Origin of the sequence: Stenotrophomonas sp. UBA7606 (genome assembly GCF_002477705.1) — a bacterium.
Classification (GTDB): domain Bacteria; phylum Pseudomonadota; class Gammaproteobacteria; order Xanthomonadales; family Xanthomonadaceae; genus Stenotrophomonas.
On sequence record NZ_DLJW01000129.1, the window covers coordinates 82,955 to 107,055 of the forward strand.

Sequence of the window (24,101 nt, forward strand, 5' to 3'; positions counted from 1 at the left end):
TATGGTCGGGCGGCCGGCATTCGGTCGCCAGAGGTAACAAGCGATACTGTCGTCGGCCTACTTCGCGGGCAGGACGGCAGGCGCTATCAGGGGTTCCGACACTGACCCGCTGCAACGAACAGCTGCTCGGCGAAGTCGGACGGTGGGTAACCCTGTCTGTTGATGGCCACCAAGCCCTGCTCGCCGTAGTGGTCCTGCAGCTTGTCGATGGCGCACCTGCAGTTGGACTTCGGTGCGCCGCTGCTCATGCAGTTGTCTATGAACTGGCCTCGGACCTTGTCCAGCTCGCTGCTGCAGGCACTGAGTGCCAGCACGACGATCACCATTGGGAGAAGTGCTCGTTTCCGAAGAGTCATGTTTATCGCCTCTTCACCAGGACAAGCAGGGCGAAGATCACCACGATCCAGACCACACCGCCGATCAGCTTTCCGAATGACGGGAAGACCACAACGGGCCAGACAAGGCCCTGCCCGAGGTTGTAGAAGAACCCCTTGTAGGCATAGCGCCCCCAAATATCGAAACATATGGCCGCGATCAGCACGGTCACGCCGTACAGGCCTATCAGGTACTTCATGTCATTCCCCTGTTGGTTGAGATCAGTTGGTTTCTTGCAAGTAATGGCTGACGGCTCTGAACAGCCGTCGCAGGTCATCCGAGTTAGGAATGCTCAAGCTGATGAAGGGCTCGCCATGGATCCGGATGTGCGCACCGTGAGCGGTAATCTCGGTCAGACAACCCAGTAACCGGATCTCAGCCTGCTCGAACTTGGCCTTGCACCGAATCTGGGTTTCGGTGATCAACACGCCTTCCCTAGCACCGCCGAATACGGTGTCGTCGATGAGCACGACAACGTCCTGGGCCCGCAGCTTCTCCCCGTAGCTGTCCAAGGCTGCCTGGAGCTTCTTCTTTGGAATGTCCGGAGCCACAAACACGCGCTCAAAGGGCTCATTGCTGAACTCGAGTCCCTCCAGGGCCTGCCGAAGCGAGCGGAGAGGGGGAGGCTCTGAAGCCTTTGTTCCTGGAGCCTCTGACTCGGGGCTGGGTCTGGCTGTGGCTCGGAAGCTGTCAAATCTCTCCCTTTGGCCAGGGTCTTTAAGGATGACGTAGACCTTGTTGATGGCCTGCATCTTGGCCGTGGCCCACGCCACGGACGACGCGTCTCCCGCGGCGTAACGATCAGGGTGGTACTGGCTTCGCCGACCCTTGTAGGCCAGTTCTATTTCCCAGAGCGGCGCCTCGGGGCGTACCCCGAGGACTTCGTAGTAGTCCTCTTGTGACATTTGGATATCTGTCAATCCTTAGGCGCACGCGCCTCTTGAAAGGTCTGATTGATTGCTACGGGATCGGCTAGGCAAGATCACCGCCCCACTATTTGCCATAATGGCAAATGTGATGCGATGATGAAACAGGCAGACTTGGACACCGCTTGCTTCGTGCCGTTTCCATGCCTGCTCCATCCATTCCCAAATCCGTCTTTGGTCGTCGCCTGCGCGCGGCCCGACTGGAAGCTGGGTTGAGTCAAGCTGACTTGGGGGCTGTCTTGGGCTTGGAAGATTCCAATAGCGCCGCACCACGTATCTCGCGCTACGAGTTGGGGTTACGAGATCCTGATCCCAAAACCGCTGAAGCATTGGCCAAGGCGCTCGGCGTTCCTGTTGCTTACTTCCACGCCACATCCGACGTCTTGGCAGAAGTCATCCTTCTAGTCGCACGTCTTCCAGCATCAAGACAACAAGCCGTTCTGCACTTGATCAAGGACTACACAGAAGGCAAGTCCCCTCCTGCGGGTTAGGGGAAGAGTGGGAGATCCTGCCCTTCGTGATCTTGAGCCTCCACCAGGTATCTCCCAGCTCGCAATCTAAGCCGGCTGGCGGCCTCTCTAGCCCGCGCCTTCATGCGCCAGTTTCCATCGGCAGCTGAGCGCTCTACCTCCCGGGCCTGTCGGTCTAGATCAGCCGCTTTGGCACGAGCTATTGCCGCCCTGGTCGATGACCAGGACGTTTCCGTTTCCTTCATGCTGTTCTCCTAAGTATCCGGGTCTTCAGATCTGCCCGAGCAGAGCCATCGAGGTGCCTTGGCTCGCCGACACCACAAGGTGGTCGACGACCCTCACCTCCACCATCGCCAATACTTCCTTCAACCTCTTGGTGATGGCTCGATCCGCTGCTGACGGCTCGCAATGCCCGCTGGGGTGGTTGTGAGCTAGTAGGACCGCTGCCGCATTCAGTGCCAAGGAACGTTGGACGACAATCCGCGGATGGATCTCAGCCCCGTCTATGGAGCCTGAGAACAACCTTTCTACGGCGATCAGGCGGTTGCGGGCATCGAGGAACGCCACCTCGAAGTGCTCGCGGATTTCACTGCCGAGACGGAGACGGAAGAACCTTCCGGCAACATCCGGATCTCCCAACAGAAGGCCACTGACCATTGCCCTGCTCTCTAGGATTTCCAATGCTTGGGAGAGGACGGAGCTGTCACGTTCGTTCAAACCGCTAGGTAACTCTTCCAGGCATTGCTTCTGCAGCGAGACGTTCATGCGGCTTCCCCCAGTAGTTCCTTCCAGGCCTTCTGCTTTAGCAAGGCCCCCTGGCCAAACCACGCCGCATCCAAGCGGTTCTCCGTACTCTGCGCCCGCCGATGGTGATCCACGAACTCGGTGATGCTGTTAAGCAGGCCAAACGCCGTGCCCTTGCTCGTCTTCAGGCTCGTCCCCCTCCCCTGCCCGTCGTACAGCGACCGCACCTTGGCCACAGCCTGCTCATTCACGATGGCTTTTCCATTCTGAGCAGCCGGATACGTGAGCAAATTCCGCAGAACCCCATCGACCGAATCAGGGTTCACAGGTGTCTCACAGAGGATCCGCATCCGCTCCACGAAGGCATGCCAGCCCTCAACAGCGATACCCAACTGGCTTTTGACCCTGTCAGCATCGAAGGCACTGCGATGCGGGACCTTGATGGCTCCGGTTCGATCCCCAACAGCGATCTGCAGGGTGTTATTGCAAACCACACGGACTGAGGTGAACTGAGCGGTGGTAGCCAGCGTTCCGTCACAGGCCGTAGCCAGAAGAAGGTACCCATTGACCTGATCCTGACCCTTTAGGGCCACACCTTGCCCAGTACGGGCCAATGCCCAGAACTTCCGCCCTCCACGAAGCACGCCCGCAGTTTCCAACTCGAATCCGCTGTAGCGCGTCAGGTCGCGGTAGAACTCAAGGATCTCCCACGGCTGGACCACTTGATAGCGCTTGGACACCACGGCCAAAGGTCGCTTGGTGTCAGAGCGATAAAGCACCTTCTGCCCGGGGAATGCCCGCACCGGATACTGATCTTCAGCCTCGGCGGCGAATCGCACTTCAGCCTCCTCCAAGGACCAGTTCATCCCGGCGCGCTCGCGCCATACTTCAGTGGACTGCCCTGGAGCCAACTGGCTTCCGATGCCATGCCATGGGACTTGGCCTGCATAGGCCATGGTTTCAACGTGATGCATCTCGGTCTCCTTTCATAGACGGCATAACGCACAAGGCCCGGACAATGCCGGGCCTTGTGGGTCTATCTGGATTGTTGGTTTAGTCGTAGGAATCCCGGCCGAACTGGTCCGGGCGGGTGAACGAACAACGGGCTACGGCCGACAAGATGGCCGCAGCCACGATGAAGACGCAGTAGAGGAACTCGGACTTATCTTTCATATGTTGTACTCGAAGCGATACGCCTATGCGAGGCGCACACGCAAAGCAGGAGGATCCTGCTTCAGCGTAGTACTAAGGGTCTGAAATAAATTCAAATAGAAGATAGGTCAAGCGATTATCATGGAACCGTCGGTACGGTGACGCATCCCCACCGGCATTTCCAAGGAACATGTGGGACAAGGAATGGCAAAGGAATGGGGCCCCTCGTGGGTGGGCCGGCACGTAACCGGATCATCGGAGTGGCACTTGCGCTTGGAGGGCTTGGAGCTCTCTTTGGCGCTGAACGGCCGCACCCATCAGGTCAATGTCGAGGACGAAGCCACGTACCGCGTCAACGCCGGCACCTTGTGGACCGATATTACATTTCACCCGGGGCAGAACCGGGAAGTGAAGACCGATGGATTGCCAAACGCCCAAGGCGCTACTTTGGTTCAGGCGTTGAGCATTGCATTGACGGAGAAACGCCTGCGCGAGGACGTGGAGCTCCTCAAGGGCGAGCACCATAAAATCAATACATGGCTGGACTACAAGACAGAACAAGAGCAAGCCTGTTCGGAGCGGCGCCGCTGGTTCACCCACGAACAACAGGCCGACGTCCTGGCGGCCCGCCCTAGGGTTGATTATGCCGCCCTTCGGGCTCGCTTGAAGAAGCCGGGCGTGGCGGTCCGGCTGGGGCCGACGGCCCAGGCGATCGAACGCTCGTTGGCTGCATGGGAAACCGACCACCGCCCAGCCTGGGCCGCGCTCAACGCCGCCCATGTGAAACACGAGTTGGTGGCCTGCAAAGACTTGCTGGACCGGGTGGAGAGCAAACCGCTCACCCCGGAACAGGCAAGGGCCGTGGTGTGCTTCGACAACCGCGTGCAGGTGGTGGCCTCGGCCGGCTCGGGCAAGACGTCGACGATGGTCGCTAAGGCGGCGTATGCCATCCACCGAGGGTTCGTGGCCCCCGAACGGATCGTCCTGCTGGCGTTCAACAAGCAGGCCGCCGAAGAGCTCAAGGACCGCGCAGCCTTGGCGTTTGAGCGCCTGGGCATGACGGAGGTGACCGTGGAAGCCTCCACCTTCCACGCGCTGGGCTTGCGCCTCATCGGCAAGGCCACCGGGGAAAAGCCCGACATTCCCGATTGGGCCACCGACGCGGCCGGTGGGGTGCGAAAGCTCACCGACATCGTGGACCAGCTCAAAGACCGTTGTCCGACGTTCCGCCGCCAGTGGGACCTATTCCGCTTCGTCTTTGGAAAGGACCTCCCAGCGTTTGGTGCCTCGGAGCCGGCGGACGTGTGGGACGCCCAGGGCAAGGGCGCGCTGGTCACCAACCGCGGTGAGCGGGTGAAAAGCATGGAAGAGGCGATGATCGCCAACCTGCTCTTCTTGAACGGGGTCAACTACCGCTACGAGGGCCCCTACCCCCACCGCACCGCCGACGAAACGCACCGACAATACAAGCCCGATTTCTACTACCCCGATCTGGACCTATTCCACGAGCACTTCGCGCTCAACGCAGACGGCGTGCCGCCAACGCACTTCGAAGGTTACCTGGAAGGAGTGATTTGGAAGCGGCAGCTCCACGCGGACAAAGGGACCGCGCTGTTTGAGACCACCAGCCACGGGTTGCGCCACGGCGACGATCTGGACCGCCTGGAGCGCGAACTGACCGCCCGTGGCTTGGTGCTCGACCCCAACCCCGACAGGGAAATTCCCAGGGAGGGCCAAAAGCCCATGGAATCGGTCGAGCTCATTGGGCTAGTGCGCACGTTCATGAGCCACGCCAAGAGTAATGGCTTGAGCGCTTCGGACCTGCAGCAGCGACTGGACGCCATGCCTGCCGACACCTTCAAGCTGCGCCACCAGATGTTCCTGGACATCGTCGTTCCGGTGATGGCGGCGTGGGACCACGCCTTGGCGATCGACGGTGGCATCGACTTTGAGGACATGCTCAACCTCGCCGCCGGCCACCTGGAAAGCGGGCGCGTGGAATCGCCTTACGATCTGGTGATGGCCGACGAATTCCAAGATGCCTCACGCGCCCGGGCCAGGTTGTGCCGTGCACTGGTCCAAGACAAGGGCCGCTTCTTCTTCGCCGTCGGCGACGACTGGCAGTCGATCAACCGTTTTGCCGGCGCGGACGTGTCTGTGATGACCGGCTTTCGCCAGTGGTTTGGCCACGGCCAGGTACTCAAGCTGGAGCAAACGTTCCGCTGCCCCCAGGCTCTGTGCGACGTCTCCAGTGCGTTTGTCTCCAAGAATCCGGGGCAGATCGCCAAGCGCGTGCATTCCGCGACCCCTGCCCAAGGCCCAGTGCTCCGAGCGTTCCAGGTGGACAGCAAAGACCAGTTGGCCGATGCAATCGACCGCTTCGTGGTGAGCCTGGCCGGCGGCGTGCGCGATGGCACGATCCTTCCGGGGCGAAACGGCAAGGTGTCGGTTTACGTCCTGGGCCGCTACAACGCCGACCGGCAGTATGTGCCCATAAGGCAGAGTCGGTTCAACCGCTGGGTGGACGTCTCCTTCCTGACCATCCACCGCTCCAAGGGCAGCGAAGCGGACTACGTCATCCTTCCTGAGATGATCAGCGCGCCGCGTCGGCGAAGTTTTCCCAACACGCGCACCGATGATCCGGTGTTGGCCCTGGCGATGCCCGAGGGAGACACGTTCCCCCTGAGTGAAGAGCGCCGGCTGTTCTACGTGGCCCTGACCCGGGCCAGGCGCACCGTGGCGATGTTTACCGCTCGCGGTCAGCGCTCAATGTTTCTTCGGGAGCTGGAGGAAGACGGTGTCCTGGAGATTACCGACGCCGATGGCGAAGCCGTCAAGGAAGAAGCGTGCCCGGCTTGCAAGCAAGGGGTGCTGGTGCTGCGCACGGGCCCTTATGGGGAGTTTCACTCCTGCTCCAACTTTCCCGTATGCAGCTTCAAACCAAAGCGGCGAGGAACGGGATAGCTCCACGTGGCCCCGCTTCGAATCGGCACACAAGCCAAGCAACCGAACATTGCATGTTCCAACGAACCTACAATGTCATGCACTACTGCGCCTTGCCATGCATCCCCCAATTCAATTCCTCCCGACCTCAGAGGTCATTCTTGAGCACACTGAACCAGGCGCTGGAAGACCTCACGCATAACATCGACCGGGCACGCGTGCTGCAGTCAGCGACGGCAGAGCTGTCGCGACAGATCCACGCAGAAAGAACGGTGAAAGAAGCGGCGCTTCAGTCTGCTCAGCAATCCGTGGACCTAGAGAAGGATTTGGAAGCCAGAGGCCCAGCATTTCGGGCGATATTTGAACAATCCAAGGCCGGCCTTCTCTGCGTGCTTGGCGAGCAGCCCTCCTCCCAGGAGCCAAGGATCGAACGTCACCTCTTGCCCAACTTCAAGCACGTGGGCTCCCATGACCACCCTGACATTCAACAGGCCATCGACTTGAAGGCGGCTGGGATACTGAATGATCGCGAGGCTTTTCTGTCGATGGCTCGCGCGCACCTGATGAGCAACCCGGCGCTGCTGCCCGCCTTTGAAAGCGCCCTACAGCACCTCAACGGCGAGCACTACTGGGAGACACTGGATCCCGACCGCACGTTGACACAGAGGGCCTAGTCGATGGCTCCAACACGCGCCAAGCGCGATGGGGTGAAGTATTGGCGGGCGGTTGCGGCGATCGCCGAGTTGGGCCGTGCAACCTTGGCAGAGGTGGAAGCCTCGGACCGCGAGCGGTTTCCCACCGATCCATTGGGCAATGACCGTGCCGACTTGCAGTTTTTCATGGTAAACAGCGCCAGCCGGATTCACTACAACTACGCCCGCACGAACTGGCGAAGCGACCAGGACCATCCGCACGATCGGCTGTTCAAAGTAGTTGAGGTTGGCCCGCTGCGGCGCATCCGCTACGTGCTGTTCAATCCGGCCCAGTACGGACATTGGGATCTGCTGTCGATGGACGCGTGGAAGTGGCAAGCGGCTCCGTTGGCGATGGGAGAGCAAGCCAAGGCGGAGGCGGAAACGCAGGCCGATGCCTTCAATGCTCCGTTGGACAGCACTCACGTCGCCCGGGTGTGGGCGATGCGTGCGGTAGCCCAGCGCAAGGGGCCAACCGTTGTTTCTCGCCAAGTTGCTGGACGCCTACGGTGGCCGTTGCGCCCTCACCAGGTGCTCGGCGATGGAGGTATTGGAGGCGGTGCTCGTGCTGCCCTACAAGGGCGAGTACACCAACCGTTTGGACAATGGCTTGTTGTCGCGGGCTGATCTCCACACGCTCCTCGATTACGGGTTGCTCTGGGTCACGCCCAAGAACACCGCGGTCTTGGCCCCGTCGTTACTGACCACCGACTACGCGGTTCTTCTGGAGAAGCCTTTGGATCTACCCGCCTCTTCGTCTCTTCGCCCCAATCGGGTACACCTGGGCGAGCAAGCCAATGCGTGCATGGTTCGTCACTACCGAGGATAAAAGCCATGCGACTGTTTGACTTGCTCGGTAATCCCCCACTTTTAGAAGGCTCCAAAAGCGGAGGTAGGCAGCCAGCGTTCTAGCGCCACACTGAGACCCAACCGCGTGTCCGGCGCTAAAGGGAGGACCCCGACCTGGTGAGCGGCATGGAATTCAGGCGCCTCCAACCAAGGCGCGCCGCCACCACCAGGAACCAGCAACAACGAGCACACCGGTCGCGCCTCGTCCCAACGCAATGCGTCCTGATAGAGATGTGCCGAGCGCATAGCGTCCAGAACATTGATCCGACTGGTGCGGTACTTGGCGTCGAGTACAAGCATCCTGCGTACACCACGGTCATCGACTGTGATCACGATATCGGGGTGAAGTTCGGCGGAAATGCCGCGAAACCCGGTCGGCGTACTGTCACCCGCTCGAAATCGACGCTGCAACCACGCTTCCATCTGTACGCCATCGCCCGCCCCAACCACTCGGATGCAGTCGTTTCGCGTCGTCGGATAGTGCGTTGTCCAGCTTAGATCCGGTCGTTGCTTTCGAAGGCACTGCACCACCTGGGCAAAGCACCAACGCTCGTAGATCTCCCAAGTTGGACTCAACCAAGTCTGCTCATCGACTAAATCGCCAGCTACGCCTCCACGGAGTGACGACCAAGCGAACCGATAGGCACGTGCATAGGCGGGATGGGCAGAGATGGCGTTCAAGCCGGCGGCAGTCACCTCGGCGCGGGTAGTCAAAGCGAAAGGGGCGCCTTTGAGTAAGCGCGCAAGAGCTTTCGACAGCCCGTCTAGGTACGCCAACTTTCGGGCCAAGCGAGGCTGCAACGGTGTCCTAGTGCCAGCTTTTTCGTCCACTCGCGCTAGTACCGCGAGTGCATCAGCCACATGTTGGCAACGTAGCCGCACCGACAGCATGACCGCGACCAAAGCCCGATTTGCGGGATTGTCGACGGTGTCGGTGGACTGCGTAACTTCGATTAGTGGCGTCTTCTCATTCAATTCACCGGCATCATCGTTCAAGTACGCGACTGTCGCCGGATGTCGCAGTAGTCTGACGGCCGATGCGACATCGAGTCGTCGTACGTGATGGGCCGGAACTAGGGCGCGGTCACACTGCAGCCGGGTCAAGGGATGGTCCATCACTGCTCGCAAGGCGGCCTGCAGGGCATCACCGTTCCGCCGCAGACGCGCGTACGCCAGAAGCGGCGAAGTCACCTCACCGGACACACCGATACTGGCTTGTGCCGCCTCGGTGCCGAGTAGGAGCGCCGGATCAAAGGCACGAAGTTCCTCCAGCAACGTGTGGAAGACCCCTTCACCAAGCTTGCTGCCTTCAGGAGCGACATCAAGACGGTACTCCGCCAGACGCTGTCCACTATGACTGAGTAATTCGGCGACCACCACGCCTGCATAAAAGCCTGGTGTCCATCGCCAGCCCGACTGGCCACCGACCTGGACGGCTTCCGCAGGCGCCTCGTCGATATACAGATCAACGCCATCCAGCGGGGCGATAAAAAAGTATGTGCCAAGCTCCCGAAACCCAGGCACCGTGACATCGGGCAGAAGCTCTCGGCTGACATTCGCTTGGTCGATGCAACGCAATGCCACCATTGGTTCAACGCCAGAAGCGCGCGCTGCCCAGATGACGCAAATCTTGTGCCAGCTCGGCGACCTTTTCAGCGGACTCGATAAGATTGCGCGTGCGCAAGGTGCTCTCGACCTGATCAAAGGTTGTGCGTAACCGTGGCGTGTCCTCGCCCCGCAGTTTTGGCAGCACCTTGGCGTAGATCGCGTGATCCAAGGCGGCCTCCGTTGTCAGCACGCCGCCGTCGGTTGCAGCTTCAACGTAACCGATGACATCGCCAATCGTGCGCCATCCAAAATGCAGGCGGACCGGACGCAGCTGCTTGACCAATGTTCGTAGGACCTCGCGCACCTGGCTGGCATGTTCGGTGGGCAGCCGCGTGGTTGACCAGCCAGGGAACACATCCACGTCAATGTCCCAGAACTCGATGACCGCTGCGCGATCGAGCACTTTGTCGCTCAATCCATGTGTGGTCTCGTCCATATTGACTGTGCCGATCAGAACCAAATTCTCGGGATATGCGATGCTCGCCGGCACGCCATCCACGGCATCGCCTTGTGCGTGCAGTCGCAAGGGCTCGCCGGTTTCCATTGCTGACAGCATCGGGGCTAGGTATTGCTCCGGGTGAGACAGGTTCATCTCATCCAAAACGATCGTGTAGGCCCGGTCCGGGTCGCCTTGCGCCTGGAGCAGGAACTCCAAAAATGGCGTGCGCACGTAGATGTCGTTCTTGAGGGGGCTGATGTAACCCAGCACGCTCGAGGGGTCGTGCCATCCGGGCTGCACGGGCACGATCTCGAATGCACCATCGGCATTGCCATTGCCTCGCAGGCCTCTCGCGTAGCAGCGAGCGAGCTGGGTCTTGCCGGCGCCACTCAAGCCAGTCAAGACCGCAAAATGCCGGCGCGCATTCGCCCAAAGGCCTGCATGCAATCGGGCCACGAGATGCGGTGGGAACGCGATGTCCTTGGGGAAGGTAGCCAAAATCGAGGCCACCGAAGGCAGCGTAGTGGCCAACGCGGCTTCAGAGGCCGTGGCCGACATCTCATTGGTTGGAGACAACGTTGGCGCGGACGCCAGAACGCCGGGTTCCCAAGTCACGCGAGCGGCCCATTCCTCACCGCTTTCGGTCAGCTTGACTTGCTTACCAGGCGCGGATTCTACCAAGCTGAGGTAGCGCATCCAGTTGATCAGCACTGTGGGGGCGAAGTTTGTCGTCCACCCAGGATTTACACGCTGCAATGAATCAACGATCTCAGTGAGCAATCTTGGCCCGGCACGCAGCATGACCAACAGATTGTCGAAGCCAAGGATGCGGGTGAGCATCCAGTCCGACACTTCCTCTGGATCACCCGTTTCAAGCAGGGCCACACCGCGGTCTGTCAATTGCAGCTCGTCGCCCTCTGCCCGAATGACACCCCATTCCGCCATGAGGCAGTTAAGGTTCGTATTAAGTGTCGCGCGGGTGTGCGTGGGATTTTGCGAACGGAGATGCTCGATGAAGTCTTCGCGCTTGCAACCATCCTTCGCGAACTCCAGCATGCCAAGAACAGTCGACAACCCGCCGCCGATGCCGGTCATGCCGCGGCGGCGGCGATTGGCGGGCAACGGGTTCAGTTGGATCTCACCAGGCTTATCTCCGGCGACCTCCGTGGCATCGCTGCTTTCGTCCTGAATGAAGTGCACGAATAGCAACCAAGGCAGTGTCATTTGTTCTTCAACGCTTCCAGCCTGATCATTGACCTCGGCAAGGCGATCAAGCACACGCTGATGCAACGCCGTACGATGCTCAAGTCCGGGAATCAGGCCCATGGCACTCCCCAACCTGCGCAGCTTGTGGAAGTGCGCAACGGTCGTGAAATGGTGGGGCCAGAGGGAGGCAAACAGGCGATACATCTTCAATCGTGGCCGACGGGCCGTGAGCGCCCGAACACGCGTTTCGATGTCGTCCCATGCCTTAGCGAACCATTGAATGCATTCCAGGGGATCAGCAGGGATGGGCGATTGCTTTAGCTCCCACAGCTGGCGCGCGATTGCCGGATCGGCGATCACGCGGGATACGTCGATGTGTCCTTGGCCGGTGGCAGAAACGGTCTCGTTCTCCCACAGCTCCTTCTGGAATTTCGGGCTCGTAAAAGTCGCTTCATTTACACTGGCCACATACTGAAGCCACTCAGTAAGTCTCTTCAGCCAATCATCCAGGTGGCGCTGACTCCGATGCCGCTCTTGCGCCACCCTGCACGCCTCGCGCAATGAATTTTCATCCTTGAGATCCGTCACCATTCGTTCCCCGCCCTGATATTGGAATGTCAGCAACACGCCAACTAACCCTGGATTTTCCTACTTATCGTGCCACACATTCGCAATGTATGTGCCCCATCTTAAGCCTCCGAAACTCCCCCACCCAGTGACCTGCTCCGAGCCTTCAGGGCCAATCTGACTTGAGCAGAATCCGTGAGGATGAGGGTTAACCAATGCTCGCATCACGAGTACAGCTTTCGCCTCTTCTTCCTCGGCGGAATCTCGGACGGGCACTCAATTCTGAACTGATCGCGAAAGTGTCGAAAGGAAGGCCTCGGCATCCCCTCCCCAAGCCTATCGAGCGCGAACTGGCATGGGATCCTTGCCTGTCAAATTCACCGCGCCGTGCTACGTGACGCATGTCGGTCCTGTGACCGCGCACCGCGCCCAATGCCGGAACGGCCTGAATTCACGCGCTGCCAGCAGTGCAAAGCCTGTTACGCTTGGCGATATACTGCGCGAAATGTTATTGAGGTCCGCCTTCATCCCAGCTTTGCTCATGCCCCCTCCCTAACGTTTGTGTCGGGCCATACGCCAGTTCCAGAACTTGTCACACACTCGGAACGAGAAATAGATGGTGATGAGCTGCAACGCCATGAGTCCCATGGTGTATATGCTGCCAAATAGCGTTAACAGCACCCAGAAAACGGTTGCTGCTTTTAGCCACCCTCGCCCCATGAGGATAGCGACGAACATGCTGATGAAGATCATCAGCTGGAACCCCAGTACAGCCATCGTCATCATTCCTCCGTAAAAAAGCGTTTCCTTGAAGCGTTGATCATCCCAGCTTCAGCAGATCACCCGAACCGTACGCAGTGGTAGCCACGATACTATTTATCCCGCGAGATCGCGGCTCATCTGAGGGCCTCCCAAATCTTGAGCCGATCTAAGGTAGAAAAATCGGCGTGTTTGGGGCTGTCCGAAATGCCTCGGCGAACTGCGCTGGCGCGGCATTTTCCAAGGACGAATGCGGACGAAAATGATTGTAGTCGGTTCTCCAGTTTTCGATCTTCTGGCGGGCGTCGTCAAGGGACAGGAACCAGTGCACGTTCAGACATTCGTCCCGGAATGAACCATTGAAAGATTCGACGAACGCGTTATCGGTCGGCCTACCCGGGCGCGAAAAATCGATCGTAACACCGTGATCGTAAGCCCATTTGTCCAGCACGATACTGATGAATTCAGGCCCATTATCCGCCTGAACCCGACGCGGTGAACCGCGTTCCTGCCGCAGGTGTTCCAGCGTTTCGACAACATCACCGCCGCGCAGGCTGTGCCCCACGACAATGGCCAGACACTCGCGGCTGAAGTTGTCGACCACGGTTAGCGATCGGAAACGGCGTCCATCGAAGAGCGCATCGCTAACGAAATCCATGCTCCAATTCTGGTTGGGTGCGGTGAGTAGTGGCCGATCCAAGCGGTCCGCAGCCGCCCTGCGCCGCCGCGGTCGCTTTGAGCGCAGATTCAGCCCTGCCAGCTTGTACAGCCGATGCACGCGTTTGCGATTGATTGGCCAGCCTTCACGACGCAGCAGGATGTGGATGCGCTGGTAGCCGTAACGCACCCGCGTCTGGGCTATCTCCTCGATGCGCCGCGTCAATGGCGCATCCAGGATCCTGCGCACCGGTTTGTACGCCAGCCCGGAACGGGCTTGGCGCATCACGCCGCATGCCCGCCGCTGGCTGATTCCGTAAGCACGCTGCAGAAAGCCGATGAGCGTATGTCGCTGCACCGGCCTCAGAGCTTTTCTTGAATGACGTCCTGAAGCATCACTTTGTCCAGGCTCAGATCTGCGACCAGCTGCTTGAGCTTGCGGTTCTCTTCCTCCAGTTGCCGTAGCCGCCGCAGCTCGGACACGCCCAAGCCGCCGTAAATCTTCTTCCAGTTGTAGAACGTAGCCTCGGAAATGCCCATCTCCCGGCACGTCTCGCCGACCGATGTGCCGCCCTCGGCCTGGCGCAGGGCAAACGCAATCTGCTCTTCGGTGAATTTCGACTTCTTCATGGCAAAGCCACCTCTCTGCTTGGGGTTAGTTTCGCCGAATTCCTCTACTTCTGAATGGCTCAAAAAGCTGGGAGGTGGTCACTGCCGCTGAGTGGTGTGCGGGCACCCGCCCACGAAAGGTGCTGGTCGCTCGCCAGACTCCCAGATCAGCGCGGGAGCGAGACGCAACAGGGTGAACAAATGGGACCAGCCGGTCGTGCTGGTCACGGTCGCGCGCCAGACCGCTTTGCCGTCCGAGGTGGGCTGGAGCATGCCGTGGTCTTGCTGTTGATTTCCACGCATTGAGGTGGACTTCTCATTGTCCTCGCTACGTGTGATTCGGGTCTTGGAGCAAATCATGCAGTGGCGTGGCAAACCCCAATTCATTCGCTGTGACAACGGGCCTGAGTACATCAGCGCAACACTGCAAAACTGGGCGAGCGCCAAAGGTATCTGCCTGGAATACATCCAGCCAGGTAAGCCTCACCAAAATGCCTATGTGGAGCGCTTTAACAGAACCGTTCGCTATGAATGGCTGTCGCAGTACCATTGGCGCAATCTTGATGAAGTGCGAGATTACGCCACGCAGTGGATGTGGCGGTATAACCATGAACGCCCAAATATGGCATTGGGCGGAATCACCCCCAAACAGCGGCTGGCCATGGCCGCATAGCTCTACTTCTCAGAGAGATGGTTTATGGGGGGATTACCACATCACCAATTCCTTGAAACGTGAATTCGCCTCAGACAGCGGCACTGAACTGAATGCTGTGCTGCCCAAGATGAGCCCTCTGAACCCGTAGTACCTCACCAAGAAGCAGACGGTGTTTCAGAAGATCGCTGCGTTTGTGGAGAAGTTCAAGGGTGTGGGTGGGCAGGTTTGAATCTGCCCTTTTCTCGCCGGAAAATCCATAGACTGCAAGAATGACAGCAAGGAGGTTGGGATCGCACGTAGGGCTGTGTGACCCCCATCCTGCAGCGTGACCTGATTGGGTCAAGGCCGAGTTGTCATGCAGGCAGTTTGGCTGCAAGCAGTTCGACCTCCTCGATATTGGGCGGAGAACTGAGCAAGGCCGCTGCGTTGGCCATCAAGGCCGCGGCGATCTGGCCGTTCAGATGTGCCTGGCGACCTGCCTCATCGGCAAAGGCATCGAACACACCAAACGTCGAAGGGCCAAACTTCAATGCGAACCAGGCCGTGGTGCCGGACTCGGCGTTGGCGAGCGGCAGTGCGCTGGCCAGGAAGTCGGCAAGCGCAGCCTCCTGGCCGGGTTTAGCTTCGAGGCGAACAAACAGGGCGAGCTTGGTCATGCTGTATTCCTTTGGGTAAATGGAAAAGTGGGTGAAGGGATCGAAGAGACTGCAGTCTGAGTCTTCATGACGGACATCTCTATAGGCAATAATGACAACATTGATATCATTGTTGCCATGAAACTCCACCTCCTTGTTTGTGATGGCGTGTTTGATCTGGGGCTTGCGGCGCTCACAGACACAGTGGGCTTAGCCAATGCGATGGCGGGCTCGCTGCCACAGGCTCCCGCGCACATAGAGCTCACGCTGGTGGGCGTGCGGCGTCGCATCCGAACTGCGCAAGGCTTGACGGTCCCCGTGGTCACTGCGCATGGTGTGCCCGAACCAGACGTCGTGCTCGTGCCAGCGTTTGGCGACAAGATGCCTGACACGCTCTCGGCTCGGCTCACACGCCCCGATGTGCCCGACGCGGTCGCGGCGCTACAGCAGTGGTCCACCGCTGGCGCGCACCTTGGTGCCGCTTGCTCCGGTAGTTTCTTGTTTGCAGAGAGTGGCCTGCTTGATGGGCATCGTGCGACGACGTCATGGTGGCTGGGGCCGATGTTTCGGCAGCGCTATCCGAACGTCACGCTGGACGAGTCACGCATGATCGTGAACTCGACACGCTTCACCACCGCGGGTGCCGCTTTGGCCCACGTCGACTTGGCCTTGCGCATCATCCGAGGGCGCAGTCCGGCGCTGGCGGCCCTGGTGGCACGCTATCTGCTGGTCGAGACACGCAGTTCGCAAGCCGAGTTCGTGATTCCCGACCACCTTGCGCATGCTGACCCGATGGTGGAGCGCTTCGAGTGCTGGGCCAGACGTCGGCTCGCGCAGGGGTTCTCGCTGGCCGAGGCGGCCAGCGCCGCGGGCACAAGCGAGCGCACCTTGGCCCGGCGGCTGCAAAGCGTTTTGGGAAAGACACCGCTGTCGTATTTCCAGGACCTGCGCGTGGAGCATGCCGTCCATCTCTTGCGCACCGGGAACGCCAGCGTCGACCAGGTCGCCGCACAGGTCGGGTACTCGGATGGGGTGACCCTGCGGGCCCTGTTGCGCCGCAAGCTGGGCCGGGGTGTCAGGGAGTTGCGACGCGGTGGATGACCAAAGGCGTTTGGTGCATGTACGGCTGGAGACCACCGCGAAACTGTCGGAAGCAAAGGCTTACCCACTTGCGTCTACTACATCGTGCGTTGGGTGCAAAAGCACCAGCCGTGCCAAAGCAGTCTTCAGTGACCTTTCAAAGTCTGAGTATTGGGAATACTGTTAGCTTTACCACTGTTTTCTGGTCACTAATCTGGGTTTTCATCCACATGCTATTCAATCCACTTCAAGTAGGTTCTCTCACCCTGCCCAACCGCATCCTTCTGGCACCATTGACACGCGCCCGTGCCGACGCTGGCCACATGCCCAACGCGCTGATGGCCCAGTACTACAGCCAGCGAGCCACCGGCGGCCTGCTGATTTCCGAATGCACCATGGTGGCGCCCGGTACATCGGCCTTCGTCAATGAGCCTGGCATCTACAACGGCGCGCAGATTGCAGCCTGGAGGCAGGTGACCGACGCGGTGCACGCCAAGGGCGGACGCATCTTCCTGCAGATCTGGCACGCTGGCCGCGCAGCCTACCCTGGCGCTGCCGATGGCGCCCCCATTGTCTCCAGCAGCGCTACCGCTATTGAGGGTGAGATCCACACGCCCCAAGGCAAGGTGCCTCACGCGGTGCCCCGCCCCCTGACCGTCGAAGAGATTCCCGGCATCGTGGCTGCGTTTGCTCAAGGCGCACGCAACGCCATTGCTGCCGGCTTTGATGGTGTGGAAGTACACGGCGCCAACGGCTACCTGATTGACCAGTTTCTGCGCGACACGCCCAACCAGCGCACCGATGCTTACGGCGGATCGCTGGAAAACCGTGCACGTTTGCTGTTCGAGGTACTTACTGCCGTGACCCAGGCGATCGGTTCCGAACGTGTGGGTCTGCGCCTGTCGCCCCTCAACAGCTTCAACAGCATGAAAGACAGCCACCCGCTGGCCCTCATCGGCTTCCTGGCCGATAGGCTCAATGCCTTCAAGCTAGCCTACCTGCACGTGATGCGTGCCGATTTCTTCGGCGTGCAGAAGGCCGATGTCATGCCCGTAGCGCGTGAAAAGTACAAGGGTGTATTGGTGGGCAATATGGGTTACAGCGCTGATGAGGCAGAGGCAGCTATTGCCGAAGGTAAGCTTGACGCTGTGGCCTTTGGCACCGCCTTCCTGGCTAATCCGGACCTGCCCGCACGCATCAGGGCCAAGGCACCGCTGAACGCGCCTGACTCCAACACGTTCTACGCAGGTGGCGCCAAGGGCTATACAGACTATCCGACACTGCAGGTCGCGTAAATCACCGCCCCAGAAGACCGAAGAAACGAGCCACTTTATACCCAAGGCTCTGCCCTTCGATCTTGCGAAGCTGTGAATCGATGGCATCTACCGAGTGAACCGCACCGGGTTTCGTGGAGGCAGTTTGGTTTAAGTCAGGTCGCCACCGAGGTGGCCTGACTGGCGAGTTGCCGGTAGTAGTTTGCCTCAGCTTCTGCGGGCGGAATGTGCCCCATGGGCTCAAGGAGCCTGTGGTGGTTAAACCAGGACACCCATTCGAGGGTGGCCAGTTCCAGAGTTTCTTTCGTTTTCCACGGTGCCCGGCGGTGAATCAACTCGGCTTTGTACAAGCCGTTGATGGTCTCGGCCAAGGCGTTGTCGTAGCTGTCACCGCGACTGCCCACCGAGGGTGCAATTTTGGCCTCTGCCAGCCTCTCGGTGTAGCGAATTCCGACGTATTGAGACCCTCTGTCGGAGTGGTGGGTCAACGACCCATCACGCTCGGGTCAGCGGGCTTACAGCGCCTGCTCCAGCGCATCCAAACGAAGTCAGTGCGCATCGAACTGCTGACCCGCCAACCGACGAGCGACCAGCACCTTTCGCGGGGACGGTAGAGATCGACGCGACGCCCGCGGAAAACGACGCCAGCATGTCGGCTCCCGCGCCTTCCGTCTCGGTGAACCCAGCGCAGGGAGGTCAAGAGCCTCCGATTGGCAACGAAGCCATCCGGGGAACAGTTCATGGTTTGGCTGAAGCAGGGAATCGCCTCACGACGGCTCATCATCAACGACGCGAAGGCACTCGTGCATACGGTGAATGACACGGCCTACCTGGTCAGCCCGGGTGTGTTCCAACGCTATGCGCAGGAGCATCCCGAAGTGGCCGCACTCGCCAAGCAGGAGAATCAACAGGATTGGCAGTGGGTGCAGAAGCGCTTCGAGAAGCTGCAGCTACATCGAAAGCAGCCCAATGGCCTGAACATTTGGACCTGTGAAGTCATGGGCCCGAGGAAGTCCCGCCGACTGCATGGCTACCTCCTCGAAGATGGGTCCTTGGCACTCGCCGAAATACCGCCCAACAACCCCTATCTTGCTCTGACTCAGGAAGGATGACGCGATTCGGGCATTGATCGCCACCGTCGTGTGGCGACGATCAATGCCCCGCGAAAATTGGCAACATTTGGCGAACTGAGCTACTCGGCCCGCGCCAACTCCTGTGCAAGGAACGGAGCGGTTCTGCTGCCAGACGTTCGGGCCACCTGCTGAGGGGAGCCCGCCACCACGATGCTGCCGCCGGCAGCGCCTGCACCAGGCCCCACGTCGATCACCCAATCGGCCTGGGCCACCGCGCGCATATCGTGTTCGATCATCACTACGGTATTGCCGGCATCGACCAGGCGCTGCAACTGCACCAGCAGCCGGTCGGCGTCCGACGCATGCAGCCCGGTAGTCGGCTCGTCGAGCACGTACAGGCTTCGGCCGCGCTGGCTGCGCTGAAGCTCGGTCGCCAGCTTGATACGCTGCGCCTCGCCACCGGAAAGCTCTGTGGCCGGTTGCCCCAGGCGCAGGTAGCCCAGTCCGATATCGCGCAGCAGTTGCAGTGGCCTTGTCACAGCGTCTTCACCCGCGAAGAATTCGCTGGCTTCGTCCACGGTCATCTGCAGCACCTCGGCGATGTTGCGCCCGTTCCATTGCACCTTCAGCGTGGCCTCGTTGTAGCGTGCGCCATGGCACGTCGGGCACGGCGCGTACACGCTGGGCATAAACAGCAGTTCCACGCTGACGAAGCCCTCGCCCTCGCAGGTCTCGCAGCGCCCCTTGACGACGTTGAACGAGAACCGCCCGGCATCGTAGCGGCGGCGTCGCGCATCGGGCGTGGCAGCGAACAGCTTGCGCACATGGTCGAACAGGCCCGTGTAGGTGGCCAGGTTCGACCGCGGCGTGCGCCCGATCGGTTTCTGGTCCACCTGCACCAGACGCTGTACGGCGTCCACGTCGCCCGCCAGATGGCCGCCGGTCGCTTCGATCACTGCCGGCCCTTCGCTGGTGGCGCTTTCGGCTACATCGTCTTCCGGCTCGTGGCCCAGGTGCAGCAGCACCAGCTCCGGCAGGGCCTGCGCGACGAGGCTGGACTTGCCCGAGCCGGAGATGCCGGTGACGGCCGTCAGCACGCCCAGCGGAATGCGCGCATTCACGCCATGGAGGTTGTGGCGGTGAATGTCTTGCAGCTCCAGCCACCCGGTCGCTTCGCGTGCCCGGCTTCCCGGCGCGGGGATCTCATCGAACAGGTAGCGTGCAGTACGCGATTCGGCAATCTTGCGCAGGCCATCCGGCTCGCCGCTGTAGAGCACGCGGCCGCCACGCTCCCCAGCATCCGGCCCGACATCCACGAGCCATTGCGCGCGGCGCATCAGGTCCAAGTCGTGCTCCACCACGAACACCGAGTTGCCGGCGTCGCGCAGCCGGTCGAGTGCGTCGTACAGGGCCTGGCTATCGGAGGGGTGCAGGCCCGCGGAGGGCTCGTCGAGCACGTACACGACACCGAACAGCAGGGAACTCAATTGCGTGGCCAGCCGCAGGCGCTGCAACTCGCCGGCCGAAAGCGTCGGCGTGACCCGGTCCAGCGTCAAGTAGCCCAGGCCCAGCCCACGCAGTTGGCGCAGGCGTGCCATCACGCCACCGGCCAGGCGCTGCGCGGCGAGGCGCTTTTCTTCCGATAGCGCCGAGGTGCGGCGCACGTCGGGCGATACCGCATGGACGGCGCGACCGGAGGCCGCGCGTTCGGCACGGTCGCGTCGGGTCGCTTCCTTGTCCGTAGCCGCCCCCGCTGCATGGGCGCGGAAATCGCCCTGGGCGATGGGTTCGAGCAAGGCCGCCAACTGGTCCAGCGGCATCTGCATGAACGCGCCGATGTCCACGCCGGCGAAGGTGACCGACAGCGCCTCGGACTTGAGCCGCTTGCCGTGGCAGGTGGGGCACGGTTTGCCCTCCATGAACCGGGACACGCGCTTTCTCATCAGCGCGCTCTGGGTGTTGGCAAAGGTGTGCAGCACATACCGCCGGGCGCCGGTGAAGGTGCCCATGTAGCTCGGCTCCATCTTGCGCTTGAGCGCGGCGCGGGTTTCGGCGGGCGTGAAGCCGGCGTACACCGGCACCGTCGGTGTTTCCTCGGTGAACAGAATCCAGTCGCGATCCTTCTTCGGCAGGTCCTTCCACGGTCGGTCAACGTCGTAGCCCATGCTGACCAGGATGTCGCGCAGGTTCTGGCCTTGCCAGGCGGGGGGCCAGGAGGCGATCGCCCGCTCGCGGATGCTCAGGGAGGGATTGGGCACCATGATGGCCTCAGTCACCTCGTACACATGGCCCAGGCCGTGGCAGGTCGGGCACGCTCCCTGCGGTGTGTTGGGCGAAAAATCCTCGGCGTACAGCATCGGCTGGTTGGCTGGGTAGGCGCCGGCGCGCGAATACATCATCCGCACCAGGCTGGACAGGGTGGTCACACTGCCCACGGAGGAACGCGCATTGCTGGACCCCCGCTGCTGCTGCAGCGCAACCGCTGGTGGCAGGCCGTCGATCGCATCCACGTCCGGCACGCCCGCCTGGTCGATCAGGCGCCGTGCATAGGGGGCCACCGACTCAAAGTAGCGTCGCTGCGCTTCGGCATAGATGGTGCCGAAGGCCAGCGAGGACTTCCCGGAGCCGGAGACACCCGAGAACACCACCAGCGCGTTCCGCGGGATGGAGACGTCCACCTCTTTGAGGTTGTTCTCGCGCGCGCCACGCACCTGCACGAGGCCGCTGGCCGCAGCGGTACAAGAGGATTCACCGAAAGAATTGTTTGGCATGTTCTTATCCTGTAGTTCGTCCCGCTCAGGACGGGAGTTCCTGAGTTCGGGTGCCGCGGCGGCTGGCTTCGAGCGCTGCGGTGAGAGTGCGGGCGTCGTAACTGCCGAGCAGACGACGACCCTCGATGAAGAACGTAGGAGTGACGTGCGCACCGCTGGCGACCGCGCTGAGGAGGTCACGCTCGACACGCTCTATCACTGCCGGACTGTCGAGATCCGCGATGAACCGATCGACGTCGAGCCCAAGCTCTACGGCGTAGCCGATCAGATCCTCGCGCTCCAGCGCGTGCTGACGGGTGAACACGAAGTCCAGCCACGGCCAGAACATCCCCTGATTCGATGCCGCCTCGGACGCACGCGCGGCGATCGGCCCATGCGGGTGGTGCGGCAACTGGCGCACCACATACCGAAGGTCGTCCCCGAAGTGGGCGCGCAGATCCTCCCAAGAACCGGTAGCGTGCGCACAGTACGCGCACTCGAAGTCCACGTACTCCACCAGCGTGAGCTGCGCGTCCTCTGGCCCGCGAATGTGATCGACCTCGGGATCGACCGGCGGCTCAAGCAACATCGGCAGATCGGCGGTCTCCTCACCCCACCTGCGAGCGGCAACCTTGAAGATGAGCCGCCCGAGCAACGTGGCGAGCATCATCGACACGAGCACGCCGACCGTCGCCCGGCGGCCCAGGTCGGAGGTCGTGCCGAACGCGAGCCCGATGATGAGCAGCGACACGGTGAACCCGATTCCGGACAGTGCCGCACCACCGAACACGCTCCCCATTCCGACACCCGCCGGCAGGCGCCCCAGGCGCCGAGGCGGACCGCGGCGAGTGTGATGAGCCCGATGCCCAGGAGCTTGCCGAGCACGAGCCCCGCGATGACGCCCCAGGTCACGGGCGAGCCGAAGGCCTCAGCGAGCAGCCCACCACGCAGGTCCACCCCGGCGTTCGCCAAGGCGAACACCGGCACGATCAGCAGCGCTGTCGGCAGCCGCAGGAACTCGTGCAGCCGCTCGTTCACCGAGATACCCTGGGACAGCCCGCAGTCCACTGCGCGAGCCGACGCGGCACTTGGAGACTGCCAGAAGTCACGGAACAACTGTCTTGCCGCGACGACCTTGTGACGTTGCGTTGCGTAGGCGGGGATCAGCAGCCCCGCGGCCATCCCGGCGAGGGAGGCATGGATGCCGGAGTACACGGTCGCGAGCCACAGCACGATCACGATCAGCACATAGGGCGTTGCCCGCCACTGGCGGTTGCGCCCTAGCAACCACAACCCGACGAGACTGGCGAGGGCGATCAGCAACGGGACGACCCGGATCTCCTCGCTATAGACGATGCCGATGATGGACACGGCGAGGAAGTCATCGACCACGGTCAGGGTGAGCAAGAACACGCGCAACTGACCGGATAGCCGCGGGCCGACGATCGCCAGGGTGCCCAGCATGAACGCCGTATCGGTACCGACCACAGCCCCCCACCCGTGCAGGCCCTCACTTCCGGCCAGCCCCACGATCAGGACATACACCAGCGCGGGAAGCACGACACCCGCGACCCCCGCGATCAGAGCGAGACGGGCACGGCTGCGGTCCCTGAGCGACCCGTGGGCGAATTCCTGACGCACCTCCAGGCCGATCAGGAAGAAGAAGACGACCATCAGGCCGTCGTTGACCCAGTGATGCAGATCCATGTGCAGGCCCAGCGGCCCGAAGTCAAACCCGACGTCCAGGTGCCACAACTCGAAATAGGCATCGGATAGCGGCGAGTTCGCCCACGCCAGCGCCACGACCGTGACGATCACCAGCAGCACCGCAGCACCAGACTCCGTGTGCAGATAGCGGGCAACTCGTCTTCGTCGGATACTCGCCGAGGATTCACCGAGAGAAGCGTCTGGCATGTTCTTATCCTGTAGTTCGTGAGGTAACGATGGGCCGATTTCGGGGGGATGTCGGTCAAGCGTCCGGGCTTGGCGGCGTCGCATCATCGAGCGAGCGCAGCCAAGTAAGCCTTTCTCCCAGCCTTCGCTCGACGCCCCTGTCCGTTGGCTGGTACCAACCCGGCCGCGCCACGCCCTGCCATCGCCATCGGCAAAGCCCTTTAGCAGGTCCAGCGCGTCCGCGTCCAACGTGACGCCCTGGAGATGCGGCAGTGCGCGTTCGTAGAGCTGGTTCAGTTCGTCGCTGGACAGCGGTTCGAGGGTATAAACCTGCGCGCGCGAGAGCAGTGCGGAATTGACCGCCAACCCCGGATGCTCGGTCGTCCCCCCCACCAGGGTCAGGAGCCCCGACTCGACATGCGGCAGCAGGGCATCCTGCTGCGCCTTGTTGAAGCGATGGAACTCATTGACGAAAAGCACCGTCGATCGACCATGGTTGTCCAGTTCGGCCTGGGCCTCGTCGATGGCTTGCCGGATGTCCTTCACCCCGGCCAGGCGCCCTAGGGTGGTCTTGCCCACGCCTGGCGCCCCCCAGAGGATGAACGAGTGCAACTTGCCCGCCTCGAACGCGAGACGCAGCGGCTTGCCGGGGCCGAGCAAGTGCCGTTGCCCGACGAATTCGTCCAGCGTCTTGGGCCGCAGGAGTTCGGCCAAGGGAGGCTTGGGCTTTGTCGTGAATAGAATA

At 61.2% G+C, this 24,101-nt stretch carries 19 protein-coding genes and 4 pseudogenes; 8 read left to right on the plus strand and 15 right to left on the minus strand.

Annotated elements, in window-relative coordinates:
• Positions 1–86: 86 nt before the first annotated feature.
• From B2527_RS18025 to B2527_RS18035, 3 genes are read right to left on the minus strand one after another with little or no spacing between them, the layout of a single operon-like run.
• The gene (locus tag B2527_RS18025; protein WP_293716819.1) at positions 87–326 is read right to left on the minus strand and encodes a hypothetical protein; all 240 of its coding nucleotides are present in this window, start codon (positions 324–326) and stop codon (positions 87–89) included.
• Between the two features lie 32 nt (positions 327–358).
• Positions 359–574: a hypothetical protein gene (locus B2527_RS18030; RefSeq protein WP_062168854.1), complete on the minus strand. Its 216-nt coding sequence runs from the start codon at positions 572–574 to the stop codon at positions 359–361.
• A 22-nt stretch (positions 575–596) separates the two neighbouring features.
• Positions 597–1,280, minus strand: a complete 684-nt coding sequence (locus B2527_RS18035) for a J domain-containing protein (protein ID WP_293716822.1) — start codon at positions 1,278–1,280, stop codon at positions 597–599.
• A 164-nt stretch (positions 1,281–1,444) separates the two neighbouring features.
• Here B2527_RS18035 and B2527_RS18040 point away from each other — a divergent pair, with 164 nt between their 5' ends.
• Positions 1,445–1,792, plus strand: coding sequence for a helix-turn-helix domain-containing protein (locus B2527_RS18040; protein ID WP_293716824.1), 348 nt, complete (start codon positions 1,445–1,447; stop codon positions 1,790–1,792).
• 249 nt (positions 1,793–2,041) lie between these two features.
• Here B2527_RS18040 and B2527_RS18045 read toward each other — a convergent pair whose 3' ends face one another.
• The gene (locus tag B2527_RS18045) at positions 2,042–2,536 is read right to left on the minus strand and encodes a JAB domain-containing protein (protein WP_293716826.1); all 495 of its coding nucleotides are present in this window, start codon (positions 2,534–2,536) and stop codon (positions 2,042–2,044) included.
• On the minus strand, positions 2,533–3,489 hold the full coding sequence (locus tag B2527_RS18050; RefSeq protein ID WP_293716828.1) for a DUF932 domain-containing protein: 957 nt from the start codon (positions 3,487–3,489) through the stop codon (positions 2,533–2,535). The genes B2527_RS18045 and B2527_RS18050 overlap by 4 nt, the downstream gene beginning before the upstream one ends.
• A gap of 382 nt (positions 3,490–3,871) precedes the next feature.
• Here B2527_RS18050 and B2527_RS18055 point away from each other — a divergent pair, with 382 nt between their 5' ends.
• The 3 genes from B2527_RS18055 (at position 3,872) to B2527_RS18065 (ending at position 7,929) form a co-directional block, all read left to right on the plus strand.
• Positions 3,872–6,631: a UvrD-helicase domain-containing protein gene (locus tag B2527_RS18055; RefSeq protein ID WP_293716830.1), complete on the plus strand. Its 2,760-nt coding sequence runs from the start codon at positions 3,872–3,874 to the stop codon at positions 6,629–6,631.
• Positions 6,632–6,771: 140 nt separating this feature from the next.
• Positions 6,772–7,284, plus strand: coding sequence for a hypothetical protein (locus B2527_RS18060; RefSeq protein WP_293716832.1), 513 nt, complete (start codon positions 6,772–6,774; stop codon positions 7,282–7,284).
• A 3-nt stretch (positions 7,285–7,287) separates the two neighbouring features.
• A complete protein-coding gene (locus B2527_RS18065; RefSeq protein WP_293716834.1) occupies positions 7,288–7,929 on the plus strand; it encodes a hypothetical protein in 642 nt (213 codons plus the stop codon).
• A gap of 243 nt (positions 7,930–8,172) precedes the next feature.
• On the opposite strand, the gene B2527_RS18070 is transcribed toward B2527_RS18065, so the two are convergent.
• From B2527_RS18070 to B2527_RS18085, 4 genes are all read right to left on the minus strand, one after another.
• Entirely contained in the window at positions 8,173–9,738 is a 1,566-nt protein-coding gene (locus B2527_RS18070; protein ID WP_293716836.1) for a DUF2357 domain-containing protein, read from the minus strand.
• Positions 9,739–9,742: 4 nt separating this feature from the next.
• Entirely contained in the window at positions 9,743–11,992 is a 2,250-nt protein-coding gene (locus tag B2527_RS18075; protein ID WP_293716838.1) for an McrB family protein, read from the minus strand.
• Positions 11,993–12,523: 531 nt separating this feature from the next.
• A complete protein-coding gene (locus B2527_RS18080) occupies positions 12,524–12,754 on the minus strand; it encodes a hypothetical protein (RefSeq protein WP_293716840.1) in 231 nt (76 codons plus the stop codon).
• Between the two features lie 145 nt (positions 12,755–12,899).
• Positions 12,900–14,017, minus strand: a protein-coding gene (locus B2527_RS18085) for an IS3 family transposase (RefSeq protein WP_293716842.1) whose coding sequence is annotated in 2 segments (ribosomal slippage) — positions 12,900–13,765 and positions 13,765–14,017 — 1,119 coding nt in all. Because the reading frame shifts where the segments join, the coding sequence is not laid out codon by codon here.
• Between the two features lie 280 nt (positions 14,018–14,297).
• Between B2527_RS18085 and B2527_RS18090 the strand changes: the two are divergent.
• Positions 14,298–14,669 (plus strand): annotated as a pseudogene (locus tag B2527_RS18090) (integrase core domain-containing protein); the annotation flags it as partial.
• A 335-nt stretch (positions 14,670–15,004) separates the two neighbouring features.
• Here B2527_RS18090 and B2527_RS18095 read toward each other — a convergent pair.
• Positions 15,005–15,307 (minus strand): putative quinol monooxygenase, encoded by a 303-nt coding sequence (locus B2527_RS18095; RefSeq protein ID WP_293716844.1) that lies wholly within the window; start codon positions 15,305–15,307, stop codon positions 15,005–15,007.
• A gap of 771 nt (positions 15,308–16,078) precedes the next feature.
• Between B2527_RS18095 and B2527_RS19630 the strand changes: the two genes are divergently transcribed.
• Complete coding sequence (locus tag B2527_RS19630) at positions 16,079–16,387, plus strand: helix-turn-helix domain-containing protein (RefSeq protein ID WP_202935623.1); 309 nt, start codon at positions 16,079–16,081, stop codon at positions 16,385–16,387.
• Between the two features lie 128 nt (positions 16,388–16,515).
• The gene (locus B2527_RS18105) at positions 16,516–17,661 is read left to right on the plus strand and encodes an alkene reductase (RefSeq protein ID WP_343124771.1); all 1,146 of its coding nucleotides are present in this window, start codon (positions 16,516–16,518) and stop codon (positions 17,659–17,661) included.
• A gap of 134 nt (positions 17,662–17,795) precedes the next feature.
• Here B2527_RS18105 and B2527_RS18110 read toward each other — a convergent pair.
• Positions 17,796–18,226 (minus strand): annotated as a pseudogene (locus B2527_RS18110) (DDE-type integrase/transposase/recombinase); the annotation flags it as partial.
• On the opposite strand from B2527_RS18110, the pseudogene B2527_RS18115 reads away from it, so the two are divergent.
• A pseudogene (locus B2527_RS18115) lies at positions 18,224–18,752 on the plus strand (conjugal transfer nickase/helicase domain-containing protein); the annotation flags it as partial. The pseudogenes B2527_RS18110 and B2527_RS18115 sit on opposite strands and share 3 nt — an antisense overlap.
• 80 nt (positions 18,753–18,832) lie before the next feature.
• On the opposite strand, the gene B2527_RS18120 reads toward B2527_RS18115, so the two are convergent.
• The 4 genes and pseudogenes from B2527_RS18120 to B2527_RS19540 form a co-directional block, all read right to left on the minus strand.
• On the minus strand, positions 18,833–21,484 hold the full coding sequence (locus B2527_RS18120) for an excinuclease ABC subunit UvrA (protein ID WP_293716848.1): 2,652 nt from the start codon (positions 21,482–21,484) through the stop codon (positions 18,833–18,835).
• A gap of 25 nt (positions 21,485–21,509) precedes the next feature.
• On the minus strand, positions 21,510–22,235 hold the full coding sequence (locus B2527_RS18125) for a DsbA family protein (protein ID WP_293716930.1): 726 nt from the start codon (positions 22,233–22,235) through the stop codon (positions 21,510–21,512).
• Positions 22,130–23,464: a Na+/H+ antiporter NhaA gene (locus tag B2527_RS18130; RefSeq protein WP_343124772.1), complete on the minus strand. Its 1,335-nt coding sequence runs from the start codon at positions 23,462–23,464 to the stop codon at positions 22,130–22,132. The genes B2527_RS18125 and B2527_RS18130 overlap by 106 nt, the downstream gene beginning before the upstream one ends.
• A gap of 87 nt (positions 23,465–23,551) precedes the next feature.
• Positions 23,552–24,100 (minus strand): annotated as a pseudogene (locus B2527_RS19540) (recombination factor protein RarA); the annotation flags it as partial.
• Between the last annotated feature and the right edge of the window lies 1 nt (position 24,101).